Raw genomic sequence first — 16,219 nt, 5'->3', positions numbered from 1 at the left:
GCCGTGGGGCCCGCCGGTCAGGCCAGGGCCTTGCCCGGGTTGAGGATGTTCTGCGGGTCCAGCGCCTGCTTGATCGCGCTCTGCATCGCCAGGACACCGGGGCCGAGCTCGCGGGCCATGCCGTCGCGCTTGAGCAGCCCGACGCCGTGCTCGCCGGTCACCGTGCCGCCCAGGTCGACGGCCAGGGTGACGATCTCGTCGAACGCCGCCTGCGCGCGGCGGCGGGCGTCGTCGTCGCCGTGCGGGACGATGATCAACGGGTGCAGGTTGCCGTCGCCGGCGTGCGCGATGTTGGCGATCTTCGTGTCGTACCGGGCGGAGATCTCCACGACGTGGGCGAGCATCTCGGCGAGACGCTGCCGCGGCAGACAGACGTCCTCGGTGAGGATCGCGTCGCCGCCCTGCTCCAGGGCCGGGTAGGCCATCCGGCGGGCGTCGAACAGCGCCTCGGCCTCGACCGGGTCGGTCGAGGCCATCGCGTCGGTGGCGCCGTGCGCGCGGAACGCGTCCAGGATGGCGTCGGCCTCGATCTGCGCGGCGGGCTCGGGCAGGTCGGTCTGGGCGAGCAGCAGTGCGGCGGCGTCCTCGGGCAGCCCGGCGTTCTTCCAGGCGTTCACCGCCTGCAGGCAGACCCGGTCGACGAGCTCGAACGCGGCCGGCTGCAGCCCGGCCTCGGTGACGGCGGCGACGGCGGCCCCGCAGGCGGCGAGCGAGTCGAAGAACCCGACCACCGTGCGCGGCGGTGTGGGACGGGCCGGGCGCAGCTTCACGGTGACCTCGGTGATGATCCCGAGCGTGCCCTCGGACCCGACGAGCAGGCCCGCCAGGTCGTAGCCGGCGACGCCCTTCGCGGTGCGGCGCCCGACGCGGAGCACCTCACCGGACGCGGTCACGACCTCCAGGGCCAGCACGTAGTCGCGGGTCACGCCGTACTTGACGCAGCACAGCCCGCCAGCGTTGGTGGCGACGTTGCCGCCGATCGTCGACCAGGGGGCGCTCGCCGGGTCCGGCGGGTACCAGAGGCCGTGCTCGGCGCACGCGGCGCGCAGGTGGTCGTTGACCACCCCGGGCTGGACGACGGCGAGTCGCTCGCCGCGGGAGATCTCCAGGATCTCCGTCATCTTCTCCAACGAGAGCAGCACGCACCCGTCGACGGCGTTCGCGCCGCCCGACAGGCCACTGCCCGCCCCGCGCGCGACGACCGGCACCCGGTGCCGCGCGCACGCCGTCACCACCGCGGCGACCTCGGCGGTGCTGCGCGCCCGGACCACGAGAAGCGGCGTGCCGAACTCGGCCCACTCGGCGTCGTCGTGCACGTAGGGGCGCACGGTGTCCGGGTCGGTGAGCATCCGGTCGGCCGGAAGCGCGGCGGCCAGCTCGGCGAGCACCGCGCGACCGGCCTCGTCCGGTTCGAGGACGGCCAGCTCCGCCGGCGCGGTGGACACCCCGAACGGGCGGTGCTCCCCCGGCTCGGAGGGTGCGGGGGCGTCGGCGGTGACGGGGTCGCTCATGCCGGAGACGGTAGGCCGCCCCGGCGGGCCCCTGCCACCGCCGGGCCCCGGTTCCTCAGCGCGCCACCGGGGCCGGCATGTCCTCCGGCGACACCCGCGCCGCGGGCGGGGCGGGCGCGGCGGCCCACTCCATCCGCGACCACGGCAGGGCCAGCTCGTCGGTGCCGGACACCTCGTGCGGGGCCAGCGAGTCGATCGGCTCGGCCTCGGCGTGCCGGGCGAAGACGGTGTCGACGTAGCGGTGCCCGGTGTCCGCGGCGATCACCAGCACGGTGCGCTCCGGGTCGCGCCGGCGCTCCCACCGTGCCGCCAGGTACCCCGCGCCGGTGGAGAGCCCGGCGAACACGGCGTGGCGGCGCAGCAGGTCCACGCTGCCCGAGAGCGCGGCGTGGAACCCGGTCCAGTGCACGACGTCGTAGCGGGAGTGCACGACGTTGCCGAACGGGATCGAGCTGCCGATCCCGGCGATGATGATCTCCGGGTCGGACACGTGCTCGCTGCCGAACGTGATGCTGCCGAAGGGCTGCACCCCGACCAGGCGGGTGTCCGGGACGTCGCGGCGCAGGTACCCGGCCAGCGCCCCGGTGGACGCGCCGGACCCGACCCCTCCGACGACCGTCAGCGGCACGTCCCCCAGCGACGCCCGGACCGTCTCGGCGACCGCGCGGTAGCCGAGGTGGTGCACGTCGTCGTGGTACTGCCGCATCCAGTGCAGGCGCGGGTTCTCCGCCAGCAGCGCGCGGATCCGGGCGACCCGGCGGTTCTGGTCGAGCTTCAGGTCGTCGCTCGGCGGCATCTGCTCCAGGTGCGCGCCGAGCACGGCGAGCTGCGTGCGCACCGCCGCGTCCACGGTCGTGGAGCCGACGATGTGGCAGCGCAGCCCGTGCCGGTGGCACGCCAGGGCGAGCGCGTAGGCGTAGATGCCGCTGGAGCTGTCGAGCAGGGTGTCGCCGCGGGCGACGACGCCGGTCTCGAGCAGGTGCGCGACCGCGGCGTCGGCGGAGAGCACCTTCATGGTCTCGAAGCGCAGGCAGATCAGGCGTTCGTCGAGGCGTACGAGGTCGGGCCGGCCGACGGCCTGGCTGACGTGGTCGTCCACTGTCGTCCTCCCGGGGTCTGTGGGCCCGTGACGAACACCGAGGTCACGGGTAGTCCGTGCGCGTCGAGCGCGGTGGCGGCCCGGTTCAGGCCTGCGGTGCGGGCGGGGTCGAACAGCAGCCCGGCGACGTTGCCGCTGTGTGCGACCTGCACGCCGACGGCGCCGGCGTCGGCCGCGACCGCGACCAGCAGGTCGAGCTCCGGGCCCGGCCGGTGCCGCCGGGCACTCGCCGTGGCGACGGCGCCGAGCAGGTCCGCGTCCCGGTGCCGCACCGCGTGGCGGAGCAGGTCGCGCAGGTGCTCGAACTCCTCGACGTCGGTGTCGTCGTAGGTGCGGGTGACGGCGAGGGTGTCCACCGGGCGCCCGCCGCCGGTGACGCAGCCGAGCACCCGCAGCGGCGGCAGCGCCGGGCCGAGGTCCTCCAGCACGTGCCCGTCGCGGTGGGCGAACAGCAGCGGGCGGTCGTCGAACATCGTCGGGTCGCACGCCGTCTCGGCGGCCACCGCGAGCCGGGCCACCACCCGCGGCGGCGGCGTCACGCCCGCCGCGTCGGCCACCGCGCGGATCGTGGCCACGACGTCGCTCGTCGACGAGCCCATGCCCATCCCGATCGGCACCGCGCCGGAGAGCTCCACCCGCCCACCGGTCGCGAGCCCCAGGGCGTCCGCGGTGAGCCGGGCCGCCCGCTCGGCCTTGGTGCGCCCGGCCGGAACGACCGTGATCACGTCCGTGGACGGGTCCGGTACGAACACCGCCCCCGTCCCGGCGCCGGGCATCAACAGCGTCACCAGCCCGTGCCGCGTCACGCCACGGGCGTCGCGGAACGCGCCCTGCAGCAGCTCGCCGTGATGGTTGCGCGCCTGCCCGACCCCGATTCCCACGGGACCGAGCTTCACGACCCGGCCCGGTAGCGGTAGAGCCGGGTCGGCTCCGCGCTGAACTGGGAGAACGGGAACGGCTCGGCGGACACCGCCGCCACCCCCTTCCCGAGGAACGCGCGCGCCACCGCACTGCCGGTCTGGGCGTAGACCGTCAACGGGATCCCGCGGTCCCGACATCGGGCCAGGATCGGGTCGAACGTGCCGTTGGACAGCGTCATGCCGGTCGCGACGACGGCGTCCGCGGCGTCGATCACCTCGTCCGCGGAGTCCGAGACGGGGTCGCCCCACTGCGTCGTGCGCAGGTCCAGGTCGCACGGCAGGCACTCCGCACCACGGTCACGGATGGCCGCGACCAGCGGGTTCACCACGCCGATCAGAGCGACCTTCGCCCCGGCCGGCACGTCGAGCAGCCCGGCGACGGCCGCGTCCCGGGCCACCGCCCGTTCCTCCGGCGTGCCGTCGGGCAGGGTCACCGGCTCCGGGGCCGGGTCGTCGCGGAACGGCAGCCCCTGGGCGAGGTAGGCGTCGAGCGCCGCGATCCGCACCGCGTACGGCACCTCCGCATCGGGTCGCAGCAGGTCCGCGACCGCGCTGCCGGAGAGGTCCTGGCAGGCGGCGGGGTCGAGCACCCCGGCCCCGACGGCGGCCGCGCCGAACGCGCGACCGCACCGGACGAGCACGTAGTGGTTGCGGTAGGTGACCTCTCCCCCGGCCAGGCGGGTGCCGTGGCAGAGCCAGAACACGCTGGTCGCGGCGAGCTTCTCCGGCGGTTCGCCGTGGCGGCCGTCGAGGACCTCGTCGATCAGCGTGTCGACCGCGCCGGTCACGCGGAACCGCCCGCGGTGAAGCGGAACAGGTAGGTGAGCACGCCGTCGTTCCAGTCGTGGCGCAGCGCGACCTCGGGCGAGAACCCGTGGGTGACGGCGTGCGAGACGATCGTCTGCAGGTCGGCGGTGTTGGAGGCGATCACGTAGACCTCGGCGCCGGGGGCGAGCACGTCGCGCTCGGCGATCTGGGCGAAGAAGCGCTCCAGCAGCGGGGCGCCGGCGCAGACGTTGCGCACGACGTCGGGGTCGTCACTGACCGGGCGGCTGACCGCGGGCGGGTTGAACGTGACGACGTCGACCTGCGCGTCGACCGGGAAACCGTCCAGGACGTCGGCGACGACGGCGTGCACACGGGTCTCCCCCGGCGCCAGACGGCGGGCGTTGGCGACGGCGGTCTCCACGCTGGCCGGGTGGACGTCGACGGCGTAGACGTCGGCGGCGCCGCGGGCCGCGGCGGCGGCCACCTCGACGCCGAGCCCGCAGCCCATCGCCAGGTAGCGGCGTCCGCGCACCTCGATCTCGCCGGACAGCACCCGGTCGAAGATCATTGCGCTGGTCAGGCCGGGGCGGAAGACGCCGGGCGGCACCTCGAGGTCCCAGCCGTTCCAGGTGTAGCTCCGCGTCGTGTGCAGGTCACCCTTCGGGCGATTGAGCTCGACGATCCGTTCGGCCGGCAGCGGCGGCGGCAGGGTCAGTTGATCCATGACGTTAACGGTAATCATTTTTGATTAACCGGCAAGAGTGACATCGGTGCGGAGCGTCACGAACCGCCCACTGGACCTGGGAGCGGATCACCTGTTACTAGTATCGACAATCATGTCCAATACAGTCGCGGAGCCGGCCGCCATCGCCACCGGGCCGTCCCGGGGCACCGGGATCCTCGTCGTCGCCGTGCTCGTCGCGGTGCTGCTCGGGTCGATCGTCGTCGCGATCGGGCTGGGGTCGGCCTCGGTCGCGCCGGCCGACACCGTCCGCTACCTCTGGGCCGCACTGGCCGGGGGCCCGATCTCGGCCGACGAGGTGCCGACCTACGAGATCGTCTGGCAGCTGCGCACGCCGCGGGTGCTGCTCGCGGTCGTCGTCGGGGCGGGGCTCAGCGCCGTCGGGGTGGCGGTGCAGGCGATGGTCCGCAACCCGCTGGCCGACCCGTTCGTGCTCGGGGTGTCCTCCGGCGCATCGGTCGGGGCGGTCTCCGTACTGGTGTTCGGGGTACTCGCCGCGGCCGGGATCTACGCGATCTCGCTGGGCGCGTTCGTCGGGGCGCTCGGCGCCGCGGCGCTGGTGCACCTCGCGTCGCGCGGCCGGAGCGGGACGGGCGGGGCCACACCGCTGCGGCTGGTGCTGACCGGCATCGCACTCGCGTACGCGTTCCAGGCCGCGATGGCCCTGCTGATCTACCTGGCGCCGCAGGGCGAGGCGACGTCGACGGTCCTGTTCTGGACGCTGGGCAGCTTCGGCGCCGCGACCTGGGGCGTGCTGCCCCTGGTGGTGGTGATCGTCGTCGTCGGCGTCGTGCTGCTGTGGCGCCGGGCCCGCGACCTCGACGTGCTGGCCCTGGGCGACGAGACCGCGACCAGCATGGGTGTCGACACCACCGTGCTGCGCCGCCGCCTGTTCGTCCTGACCTCGGTGATGACCGGGGCGATGGTCGCCGTCAGCGGGGCGATCGGGTTCGTCGGGCTGATCGTGCCGCACCTGGTGCGGATCGTCGCCGGGTCCACGCACACCAAGGTGCTGGTGATCGCCCCGCTGGCCGGTGCGATCTTCGCGGTGTGGGTGGACCTGCTCTCGCGCACCGTCGTCGCACCGCGGGAGCTGCCGCTGGGCGTGATCACCGCGCTGGTCGGGGTGCCGGTGTTCCTGCTGCTGATGCGCCGCCGCGGCTACGTCTTCGGCGGGAGCTGACATGGACCTGCGTCTGGACTCCCTCGACGTCGCGATCGACGGCCGCGCGATCGTGCACGGGCTGTCCCTCGACGTCGCCTCCGGCAGCGTCGTCGGGCTGGTCGGACCGAACGGCAGCGGCAAGTCGACGGCGCTGCGCTGCGTCTACCGCGCGCTGACGCCGAGCCGGGGCACGGTGTGGGTCGGCGACACCGACCTGGCGACGACGAGCCTGCGCGACGGCGCCCGCACCGTCGCGGCGATGACCCAGAACCACGGTTCCGACCTCGACTTCACCGTCGAGGAGCTGGTCGCGCTCGGGCGCGCGCCGCACCTGCGCGGCAACCGGCGCCTCGGCGAGCACGACCGCGACGTGTGCCGCCGCGCAATGGAGCAGGTCGGGGTCGACGACCTGGCCGGGCGCGGCGTGCTGACGCTGTCCGGCGGGGAACGCCAGCGCGTCCTGGCCGCCCGCGCGCTCGCCCAGGAGCCGGAGGTCCTCGTCCTCGACGAGCCGACGAACCACCTCGACGTCGCCCACCAGATCGGACTGCTCTCGGTGTTGCGGGACTCCGCCGTCACCGTGCTGGTGGTGCTGCACGACCTCAACCTCGCCGCCGCGGTCTGCGACCGGATCGGAGTGCTCTCCCACGGCCGCCTCGTCACGAGCGGGCCGCCGTCGGAGGTGATCACCACCGCGCTGGTCGCGGAGGTGTTCGGGGTGCGCGCGAGCGTCGTCACCCATCCCGAGACCGGCGCGCCCCAGCTCCTCTACGCCCTGCCCACTCCCGCCGCCCACACCCCCGCCACCGTTCCGGAAGGACGCTGACCATGCGCTCGTCACGAGCCGTTCCCCTCACCCTCGCCGTGGTGTTCGCCGCGACCGCCTGCGGTGCGCAGGTCGAGCCCACCGCGGCCGCCGAGACGGTGACCGTCCCCCGGTGCGGGCAGCAGGTCGCCTACCGGACGCCGGAGCGGGTCGTGACCTACGAGGGCGGCAGCTCGGACAAGATGTTCGCGCTCGGACTCACCGACAAGGTCCGCGGCTACGTGATGCCCCCGGCGAACCCGCCGGTCACCGAGTCGCCGTACGCCGCGGAGTACGCGAAGACGGAGCTGCTCAGCGACGACCTGCTCAACCGCGAGCTCGTCGTGGACTCGGGCGCGGACATGGTCGTCGCGGGCTGGCGGTCCGGGTTCAGCGCCGAGCGCGGCATCACCCCGGAGCTGCTGGACCGCCTCGGGATCGCGAGCTTCATGCACACCGAGACCTGCTACAACTACCCCGGTTTCCCGGAGAAGGTCGCCCCGCTCGAGGGCCTCTACGCCGACATGACGCGTCTCGGCGCGATCTTCCGGGTGCCGGAGAAGGCCGCCGAGGTCGTGGGGTCGATGAAGCAGCGCGTCGCCGCCGTCGCCGCGCAGGCGCCGAAGTCCGCGACGCCGCCGTCGGTGTTCCTCTACGACTCCGGGACCGACCGTCCGAACTCCGCGGCGAGCCAGGTCCCGCCGAACGACATCATCCGGATCGCCGGCGGCCGCAACATCCTGGCCGACCAGAACGCCCGCTGGACCGACGTCGGCTGGGAGACCGTCGTCCAGCGTCAGCCGCAGATCATCATGATCCTCGACTACGGCGAGCAGAGCGCGCAGCAGAAGATCGACTTCCTGAAGTCGCTGCCGATCCTGCGCTCGGTCCCGGCCGTGCGGGACAACCGGTTCTTCGTCCTCGACTACAACGAGGGCATCAGCGGTCCGCGCAACATCGACGGCCTGGAGCGGTTCGGCGCCTACCTGCGTGAGCTGCCCCGATGACCGCGCCCGCGCAGCGCGCCGTCCTGCGCGAGCCCGCGTTCCTGCGGCTCTGGACCGGGACGACCGCCTCCGGACTGGCCACGTGGGCGCTGCCGTTCGTCCTCGGGCTGGCGGTGCTGGAGGGGTCGCTCGACGCCGTCGGTCTGGGGATCGTGCTCGGCGTGCGGACGGCCGGGTTCCTGGCCGCCGTCCCGATCAGCGGCGTGATCGCCGACCGCTACTCCCGGCGCGCCGTCGTCTGGTGGTCGGGACTGTCCGCCGCGGTGGCGAGCGCGGCGATCGCGGTCGGCCTGGGCACCTCGCTGTGGCTGATGATCGCCGGGGCCGTCGTCGCCGGGGCCGGGCAGGGCGCGTGCCGCCCGGCGTTCCAGGCACTGGTCGCCGAGATCGTCACCGACGAGCAGCGCCAGCAGGCCAACGCGGCGATGACGTTCTCGGTGCGGGTCACCACCCTGATCGCGCCGGCCGCGATCGCACTGCTCGGCACGCTGCTCTCGACCCGCGCACTGACCGTCGGCATCGCGCTGCTGTGGCTGGTCGCCGCGGTGCTCCCGCCGCGGGGCACGTTCCGCCGGGAGGCCCCCGCGGGCGCGGGCCTCGCGTTCTTCACCGAGTTCGCCGACGGCGTGCGCGAGGCCCGTCGCCACCCCTGGTTCCTGGCCGGGTTGGGTGCGCTGACGACGGTGATCGCGACCGGCTACTCGGCCACCGGCGTCGCGCTGCCGCTGGTCTCGCGCGACGTCTACGGCAGCGAGACCGTGCTGGCCGCCGCGCTGACCGGCTACACCGCGGGTGCCCTGCTCGGTGCCGTGATCATCTCGCGGTGGCGCCCACACGCCCGCGGCTGGTCCGCGCTGGCCGGGCTCGGGGTGTACGCGGTCGCGCCGCTGGCGCTGCTGGTGCCGCTGCCGATCGCGGTGGTGGTCGCGGCGTACGTGGTGGCCGGGATCGGGATCGAGCTGTTCAACGTCCCGTGGTTCACCGCCGTGCAGCGCGAGGTCGACCCGGCGACACTGGCCCGGGTCTCGTCGCTGGACTTCCTGCTCTCCTACGGCCTGGCCCCGCTCGGCCTCGCGCTGATCGCACCGGCGATCGCCGCGTTCGGTCTCGCGCCCGTGCTGCTGACGTGCGCGGTCGCCTGCGTCCTGGGCCCGGGGCTCGCGGCGCTGGTCCCGGGGACGCGACGCTTCTCCCGGGAGCCCGCCCGTTCCCCGTCGTGATCTCTCGTGATCCGCGCCCCGTCGGGGTCCCCGGTGATCAGCGCCCGGGGAGCGGGACCGACCCACACGGTCGGTCCCGCTCCCCGGGCGGGGATCACCGGTGGGGTCGGCCGAGTCGCTCGGCCAGGGCCCGGCCGAGCTGCACGCCCGACAGGTAGGCCGTCTGCACCTTGGACTTGCCCCAGCCGTCGCCGGCGAGGGCGATGCCGTCGTCGCCGAGGTGGAAGGCGTCCTCGCGCGGCCGTGCCGGCGCGGCGAAGCGCCAGCGGTGCACGTGCGTCCAGTCCGGCGGTTCGTGCAGGTCGAGCAGCTCGGCGACGGCCGCGGTCATCTCCGGCGCCGCCGCCTGCGGGTCGGCGTCGTGGATGCGGGCGACCGCCGCGGTCGAGTGCGCGACCAGGACCGGGGCGCCGTCGCCGCGGCGCAGGCCGTCGTCGGCCAGCAGCGACAGCGTCGGGTGGTCGTTGACGAACGCGGCGGGCAGGTCCGGCCAGACCCGCGCCGGGTAGCCGGCGACCATCGCCAGCACCGGGTTCCACTCCCGCCCCTGCACGGCGGCCGCGGCCGGGGAACCAGGGTCGAGCAGGCGCCGGGCCTGCGGGTCGGGCATCGCGACGACGACGGCGTCGGCCTTCTCCCCGTCGACGACCGGCCCGGGCCCCACGGCGGCGACCTCGCGCCGGTACTCGATCGTCAGTCCCTCGGCGAGGTCCGCGACCAGGCTCCGCAGCCCGGACGGCGCGGCCCACCGCATCGGGCCGGGCTTGCCCTCGTCCCGCTCGGTGCCGGTGAACACGGCGAGCCGCTCGGTCCACGGGCGGGCCAGGCCGGCGGACTCCCACCGCTGCACCTGCGCGCCGAACCCGTCGTCGTCGACGGTGAAGTAGGCGGCCCCGGTGTCGGCCGGACGTCCGTCGTGCCGGTGCACCCCCAGCCGCCCGCCGACCGAGTGCGACCGCTCCAGCACCCGCACGTCGACGCCGCTCGACGCCAGCTCCCGGGCGCACGCCACACCGGAGATCCCCGCTCCCACCACGATCACGCCCATGCCGCCGACCCTAGGTCCGGCCAGCGCCCGGGGCGCGTCCACCGGGAAGTTAGGTCACCCTTACTCATCGGTGTACGGTGGCCGAACGGCGACCACGGAGGGGCGGCATGGAGGAGATCACCGACGAGACTCGGTTGCGCGAGATCATCACGAAGCCGGTGAGGGCGGTGGCCGAGAAGGCCGTCGACCGGGTGGACGCCGAGTCCCGCCGGTTCCTGGAGGCCTCGCCGTTCTTCCTCCTCGCCACGACCGGACCCGAGGGCGCGACGGACGTCTCCCCTCGCGGCGACCCGCCCGGCAGCGTGCTGGTCCTCGACGACGGCCGGTCGGTCGCGTTCGGGGACCGCAAGGGCAACCGGCGCCTGGACTCGCTGCGCAACATCCTGCACGACCCACGGGTCGGGATGCTGTTCCTCGTCCCCGGCTCCGGCGACACCCTGCGCCTCAACGGACGCGCCCGGATCGTGCACCACCCGGACTTCGCCGAGCGGCTCGCCGTCTCCGGGTCGGTGCCCGAACTGGCGATCGTCGTCGAGGTCGAGGAGCTGTTCCTGCACTGCGCGAAGGCGTTCCTACGCTCGTCGCTGTGGGACACCGCGACCTGGCCGGACCGCCGCGACGTGCCCAGCGCCGGCCGGATCGCGAAGAGCCAGAGCGGGGTGAAGGTCCCCGCCGGGGTGATCGACGCTGCGCTACGCCTGGAGGCGCGGTTCAACCGGTACTGACCGGTCGCGGTCCTCCGCCCGGCCCGCCCCCACTCGACCCGGCCCACTCAGCCCGACCCCCTCCGCTGCGCCGGTCCTCCCGCATGCCCTACGCCAACTCGACCCACTCGGCCGAGTCCCACACGGCCCGACTCCTTCCCCTCGGTCCGGCCCGACCCGGTCCGGCCTCACTCGACCCAGCCTGTCCCTGTCGCCCAACGCCACTCGATCTGGTTCCCACTCGGTCCGTCCGATCTCGCTCGGCCCGCCCCATCCCGCTCAATCCGGCCCATCCGGCTCGATCCGGCCCATCCCACATGGTGCGGCCGCGCCCGCTCGGTCGTCATTCGGTCTGACCCAACCCCGGTCCTGCCCCGCTCCCCGGAGCTCCTCCCGTTCAGCGGATTCGGTCCCGCACGGCCAGGCCGCGTCCGACTGGTCGAACCGCTCCCGCCGGGAGCGATCTCACCCGCTCGGTCGGGTGTTGTTCGACCGGCCGAGCACCGGGTCGACGAGTCGCCGAATCCGTCCACATTCCACTGGATCAGCGCACGTCGTTACGGTAGAATCGAACGCATGTTCGCAGTCGTCGAGGATCTCCCGCCGGTCGAGGACCCGTGCCCCCACGGCATCCCCGCCTGGCTCTGCGGCGACCTCTGCCCCGAGAACGGAACCCTCGACGACGAGCCGCCCGCCGAAGCGGTCGTAGACCTCGACCAGGCACCGGGAGCGCGGCTGGCGCTGCAGTGCCAGTCCGCCGGATCCGTGCCCGAGCTGCTCTCCGACGGCGAGGTCCTCGACGTCGTGCAGGGCACCGAAGCCATCCTGCGATGGGCCTCCGGACTCCGGACGCGGATGCTGGCGACCTTCGCCGACCGCCACCCCGCCGGCACCACCGCCGCCCCACCCGGAGCGGACCCCGTCCTCGGTCTCGCCCCGGTGCAGCGGTGGCTACCCGACGAGGTCGGACTCACCCTCGGCATCCCCCGCCTGGAGGCATCGGGCGAGATCGCCCGCGCACGACGGTTCACCCACGTCCTGTCCGACACCCTCGCCGCCCTCGAACAGGGCCGCATCGACGAACGCCGGGCGGATGCGATCGCCCGCGCCACCGCCGTCCTGCCCGATGAGAAGGCCCGCGAGGTCGAAGCCGCGGTTCTGTCGAAGGCCTCCGATGCGACGTTGCGGCAGGTCCGCGACCGGCTGCGGCGGGCGATCGCGAAGATCGACCCCGACGGGGAGTACCGCCGCCACACGACCGCGAACACCGAACGACGGGTCTCCATCCGCTCCCTCGAGGACGGAATGGCCTCACTCTGGTTCTACGGCTCCGCCGAACAGATCGAAGCCGCCTGGCAGATGGCCGACCGCCTCGCCCGCGCCCTCGGACCCGACGACCCCCGCACCCTCGACCAACGCCGTTTCGACCTGGCCATGCAGGTCCTGCAGGGCCGGCTCACCGTCACCGACCTCAACGACCTCGACACCGCGGTCACCGACATCCTCGCCAGCGGGGACGGCAGCGGCACCGACGACGGCTGCGGTATCGGTAGCGACAGCGGAACCGACCAAGGCTGCACCGGCGGTGGCGGTGGCACCGATAGTGGCGGCACCACCGGCGGTGGCGGAATGACCGGCCACCAGGACGACACCCATGACCCGGGCGACAACGGCGGCCCCCACGGCTCCGGCACCCACGACTCGGAGGCCGGTGTCGGCTCCAACGGCCCCGACACCAGCCCCGCACCCGAAGCGGATTCCGCCGACCGGCCCACGACCCGGTCGCGACACGACCCATCCACCGACCCACCCGCCGAGCGATCGACCGACCGCTCACTGGCCGGGCCGCGGGTCGACCCCGACACACTCGCCGACGCCGTCGCCCAAGCACTCACCCGACGCCCCGACCTCCACACCACCGTGCGCACACCGTTGATCCACGTCGTCGTCGGCCTCGACGCCCTCCTACCCGGCAGCGACGGACCCGCCGAACTCATCGGCCACGGCCCCATCACCGCAGACACCGCACGAACACTCGCCGCCGACGGACTCTGGAAACGCCTCGTCACCGACCCGCTCTCGGGCACCCTGCTCGACCTCGGCCGCACCACCTACACCCCCTCGGCCGGACTACGCGACCACGTCCTGGCCCGCGACCACACCTGCCGCGGACCCCACTGCGGGCGCAAGATCCGCGACCTCGACCACCACCAGGAATGGACCGCCCAACACGGCCCCACCGCCGAACACAACCTCCACGGCTACTGCCAACACCACCACCAACTCAAAGACGCACCGGGCTGGCAGGTGATCGCGCATCCCGACCGCTCATTGACCTGGATCAGCCCCACCGGACGCCGCCACACCACCGAGCCCTACGACTACCGAGCCTTCACCGACCGACCGGCTGAACACTTGCCGGAGCAGGTGGAAGGCGACGGTCCCGCCACCCGCTCGGTGGACACAGACGACGACCCACCACCGTTCTGACGCGGTGGTGGGCACCGTCCAGCGGGTCGACGACGCATCGGTAACAGAGGCTGGTCATGCGCGGACCGGGAACGTGGGCGGCGACAACACTCCGACCTGGGCGCCCGGGTCGTCGGCGCGAGCACGGACGCGTCGTACGTCGTGACGAAGCGGTGACGTTCCCGGCCGACGATCTCGTCGACGGCCCCGGCCAGGTTCTTGCGACGGCGTCCGCGGCGGCCGGAGGCATCACCCCAACGCCGGCCGAACCTGCTACTGCCCGCCGAGCAGCTCCGCCACACGGTCGAAGCGCTCACGCCACCAGGCGGTCCGCTCGTCATCCGCGGCCAGAGCGGCGCGGCGAACCGGGTCCGGAGCGCGGCGCGGGACCGGCAACGAACCGCTGTCGGGCACCAGCCGCTCCCCCGGGTCGACGACGTCGTCGGAGAGCAGGGAGGCAGTGCCCAGACCGCAGGCGAACGGCAGCTCGGGCAGTGCCCCGGCCAGGGCGAGACCCGCCGCCAGACCCACGCTCGTCTCGACCGCCGAGGACACCACGACCGGCAGCCCGCACGCCGCGGCGATCTCCAGCGAGCGGCGCACGCCGCCCAGCGGCGCGACTTTCAGCACGGCGACGTCGGCGGCCTCGGCGAGCACCACCCGCATCGGGTCCTCGGCGCGGCGGATCGACTCGTCGGCGGCGATCCGGACGTCGACGCGGCGGCGCACCTGCGCGAGCTGCTCGATCTCCGGACACGGCTGCTCGACGTACTCCAGCCCACCCGCGGCGCGCTCGAGCTGCCCGATCGCGTGCACCGCCTCGCTCACGGTCCACGCGCCGTTCGCGTCCACCCGGACCGCACCGGAGGGGCCGAGCGCGTCGCGGACCGCCTCCACCCGCTCCTCGTCCTCGGGCAACGACCCGGGCAGGTCGGCGACCTTGACCTTCGCGGTCGTGCACCCCGACTCCCGCACGATCCGGTGCGCGGTCGCGGCGTCGACGGCGGGGACGGTGCAGTTGACCGGGACCCGGTCGCGCACCGGTTCCGGCCAGCCCAGCCGCGCCGCCTCCACCGCGGACGCCAGCCAGGGCGCGGACTCGCGGTCGTCGTACTCGGTGAACGGGCAGAACTCGCCCCACCCGGCGTCACCGGAGAGCAGGAGCCCCTCGCGCACGGTGATCCGGCGGAACCGGGTGGTCATCGGGACCGCGTAGACGGAGACGTCGTCGTTCACGGTGCCCGAAACTACGCCGGTCAGGCGATCAGCTCGTGGTGTGACGGGTCGATCCGCCGCGTCCGGCGCCGGAACGTGAACGTGTAGCCGGGCCAGAGCGTGCGGTTGCGGCCGTGCTCGTCGAGATACCAGCTGGCGCAGCCGCCCCGGCTCCAGACGGCCTTCTCCAGCTGGCGCTGGATGTCGGCGTTGAACTCGTCCTGCGACTCCTGACGGGTGTCGATCGCGACGGCGCGGTGGGTGTCGACCGTGCGCATCGCGTCGAGGACGTAGTTCACCTGCGACTCGACCATCAGCACCATCGAGCTGTGACCCAGGCCGGTGTTCGGACCGACGATCGTGAACAGGTTCGGGAACCCGGCGATCGTCGTACCGAGCAGGGCCTGCGAGCCGTCGCGCCAGGCGTCGGTGAGCTTGACGCCGTCGCGGCCGGTGACCGCCATCCGGCTCATCCCGTCACCGACGGCGAACCCGGTGCCGAAGATGATCGTGTCGACCTCGTGCTCGACGCCGTCGTCGGTCACGACGCCGCGCTCGGTGATCCGGGTGATCCGGCCGGTCTCCACGGCGACGTTGTCGCGGCGCAGCGCCGGGTAGTAGTCGTTGCTCATCAGGACGCGCTTGCAGCCCATGGTGAACGTCGGCGTGACCTTCTTGCGCAGCTCCGCGTCACCGGCGAAGGCCTTGCGCAGGTAGAGCTGCCCGATCCGCTGCGCGGCCTTCATGACGGCCGGGTGCAGGAACCCGAGCACGAACGCCTCGTGCCGCCAGTACAACGACGCCCGGTAGGCCGCCCGGACGAGCGGGACACGCCGGAAGATCCGCCGGGTGCGCTCGCTGATCGGCTTGTCCGGCTTGGGCAGCACCCACGGCGCGGTGCGCTGGAACAGCGTCAGCGCCTGGACCTGCGGCGCGATCGCCGGCACGAACTGGATGGCGCTGGCGCCGGTGCCGATCACGGCGACCCTGCGGCCGGTCAGGTCGCGGCCGTGGTCCCACTGCGCGGAGTGGAAGACGGAGCCGGTGAAGCGGTCCAGTCCCTCGATCTCCGGGACGCTCGGCTCGTGCAGCGCGCCGGTGCCGAACACGACGTAGCGGGCGCGGATCGTCTCGCCGTCGGCCAGGCGCACGTCCCAGCCCTCGCCGTCCCACTCGGCGCCGGCGACGGTGACGCCGAAGCGGATGCGGTCGCGCAGCCGGTAGCGGTCCGCGACATCCTCGAGGTAGGAGCGGATCTCGGCCTGACGGGCGAACGTGCGCGTCCACTCGCTGTTCGGGAAGAACGAGAACGAGTACAGGTGCGACTCCACGTCGCAGGCGCAGCCCGGGTAGACGTTGTCGCGCCAGGTGCCGCCGAGCGAATCGCCCTTCTCCAGCATCACCCAGTCGCGGCGGCCGTCCTCGTCGAGCTTCACCGCGGCGCCGAGACCGGCGAACCCGCTGCCGACGACGACCGTGTCCACGGACCTGTCCATCCCCGCTCCTCCCGTAGGTGTTACCGGCGGTAACCTACCACGGGTAACCT

Annotated in this window: 14 protein-coding genes; 6 read left to right on the top strand and 8 right to left on the bottom strand. The window is 73.6% G+C overall.

The features are described from left to right. Window positions 1-17 precede the first annotated feature (17 nt). The 5 genes from EV383_RS06985 to EV383_RS06965 are packed head-to-tail and all read right to left on the bottom strand — an operon-like array spanning window position 18 to window position 5,022. Window positions 18-1,511: an FAD-binding oxidoreductase gene (locus EV383_RS06985; RefSeq protein WP_130289147.1), complete on the bottom strand. Its 1,494-nt coding sequence runs from the start codon at window positions 1,509-1,511 to the stop codon at window positions 18-20. 55 nt (window positions 1,512-1,566) lie between these two features. Next, a complete protein-coding gene (locus EV383_RS06980; RefSeq protein WP_130289146.1) occupies window positions 1,567-2,610 on the bottom strand; it encodes a pyridoxal-phosphate dependent enzyme in 1,044 nt (347 codons plus the stop codon). Continuing rightward, entirely contained in the window at window positions 2,547-3,491 is a 945-nt protein-coding gene (locus tag EV383_RS06975; RefSeq protein ID WP_130289145.1) for a GHMP family kinase ATP-binding protein, read from the bottom strand. Before EV383_RS06975 ends, EV383_RS06980 begins: the two co-directional genes overlap by 64 nt. 11 nt (window positions 3,492-3,502) lie before the next feature. Further along, the gene (locus EV383_RS06970; protein WP_130289144.1) at window positions 3,503-4,318 is read right to left on the bottom strand and encodes a Rossmann-like domain-containing protein; all 816 of its coding nucleotides are present in this window, start codon (window positions 4,316-4,318) and stop codon (window positions 3,503-3,505) included. Further along, complete coding sequence (locus EV383_RS06965; RefSeq protein ID WP_130289143.1) at window positions 4,315-5,022, bottom strand: methyltransferase domain-containing protein; 708 nt, start codon at window positions 5,020-5,022, stop codon at window positions 4,315-4,317. The genes EV383_RS06970 and EV383_RS06965 overlap by 4 nt, the downstream gene beginning before the upstream one ends. 112 nt (window positions 5,023-5,134) lie before the next feature. Between EV383_RS06965 and EV383_RS06960 the strand changes: the two genes are divergently transcribed. Genes EV383_RS06960 through EV383_RS06945 form a run of 4 tightly spaced genes read left to right on the top strand, consistent with a single transcriptional unit; the run spans window position 5,135 to window position 9,237 of the window. After that, window positions 5,135-6,223 (top strand): FecCD family ABC transporter permease, encoded by a 1,089-nt coding sequence (locus EV383_RS06960; RefSeq protein ID WP_130289142.1) that lies wholly within the window; start codon window positions 5,135-5,137, stop codon window positions 6,221-6,223. 1 nt (window position 6,224) lies between these two features. Beyond that, a complete protein-coding gene (locus EV383_RS06955) occupies window positions 6,225-7,031 on the top strand; it encodes an ABC transporter ATP-binding protein (RefSeq protein WP_130289141.1) in 807 nt (268 codons plus the stop codon). A 2-nt stretch (window positions 7,032-7,033) separates the two neighbouring features. Then, window positions 7,034-8,017, top strand: coding sequence for an ABC transporter substrate-binding protein (locus tag EV383_RS06950; RefSeq protein ID WP_130289140.1), 984 nt, complete (start codon window positions 7,034-7,036; stop codon window positions 8,015-8,017). Next, window positions 8,014-9,237, top strand: a complete 1,224-nt coding sequence (locus EV383_RS06945; protein WP_130289139.1) for an MFS transporter — start codon at window positions 8,014-8,016, stop codon at window positions 9,235-9,237. Before EV383_RS06950 ends, EV383_RS06945 begins: the two co-directional genes overlap by 4 nt. A 94-nt stretch (window positions 9,238-9,331) precedes the next feature. Here EV383_RS06945 and EV383_RS06940 read toward each other — a convergent pair whose 3' ends face one another. Further along, window positions 9,332-10,285, bottom strand: a complete 954-nt coding sequence (locus tag EV383_RS06940; RefSeq protein ID WP_130289138.1) for an NAD(P)/FAD-dependent oxidoreductase — start codon at window positions 10,283-10,285, stop codon at window positions 9,332-9,334. A gap of 107 nt (window positions 10,286-10,392) precedes the next feature. Between EV383_RS06940 and EV383_RS06935 the strand changes: the two genes are divergently transcribed. Continuing rightward, window positions 10,393-11,010 (top strand): MSMEG_1061 family FMN-dependent PPOX-type flavoprotein, encoded by a 618-nt coding sequence (locus tag EV383_RS06935; RefSeq protein ID WP_130289137.1) that lies wholly within the window; start codon window positions 10,393-10,395, stop codon window positions 11,008-11,010. A 555-nt stretch (window positions 11,011-11,565) separates the two neighbouring features. Next, on the top strand, window positions 11,566-13,479 hold the full coding sequence (locus EV383_RS06930; protein ID WP_130289136.1) for a DUF222 domain-containing protein: 1,914 nt from the start codon (window positions 11,566-11,568) through the stop codon (window positions 13,477-13,479). A gap of 252 nt (window positions 13,480-13,731) precedes the next feature. Here EV383_RS06930 and EV383_RS06925 read toward each other — a convergent pair whose 3' ends face one another. Together EV383_RS06925 and EV383_RS06920 are read right to left on the bottom strand one after the other, a co-directional pair. Beyond that, a complete protein-coding gene (locus tag EV383_RS06925; RefSeq protein ID WP_130289135.1) occupies window positions 13,732-14,694 on the bottom strand; it encodes an o-succinylbenzoate synthase in 963 nt (320 codons plus the stop codon). A 20-nt stretch (window positions 14,695-14,714) separates the two neighbouring features. Beyond that, window positions 14,715-16,169, bottom strand: a complete 1,455-nt coding sequence (locus tag EV383_RS06920; RefSeq protein ID WP_130289134.1) for a flavin-containing monooxygenase — start codon at window positions 16,167-16,169, stop codon at window positions 14,715-14,717. Window positions 16,170-16,219: the final 50 nt, after the last annotated feature.

The sequence above is a fragment of the Pseudonocardia sediminis genome (assembly GCF_004217185.1).
Classification (GTDB): Bacteria; Actinomycetota; Actinomycetes; order Mycobacteriales; family Pseudonocardiaceae; genus Pseudonocardia; species Pseudonocardia sediminis.
Note: the sequence above shows the minus strand (reverse complement) of the source record. Positions and strands in the feature narration are given on the sequence as shown.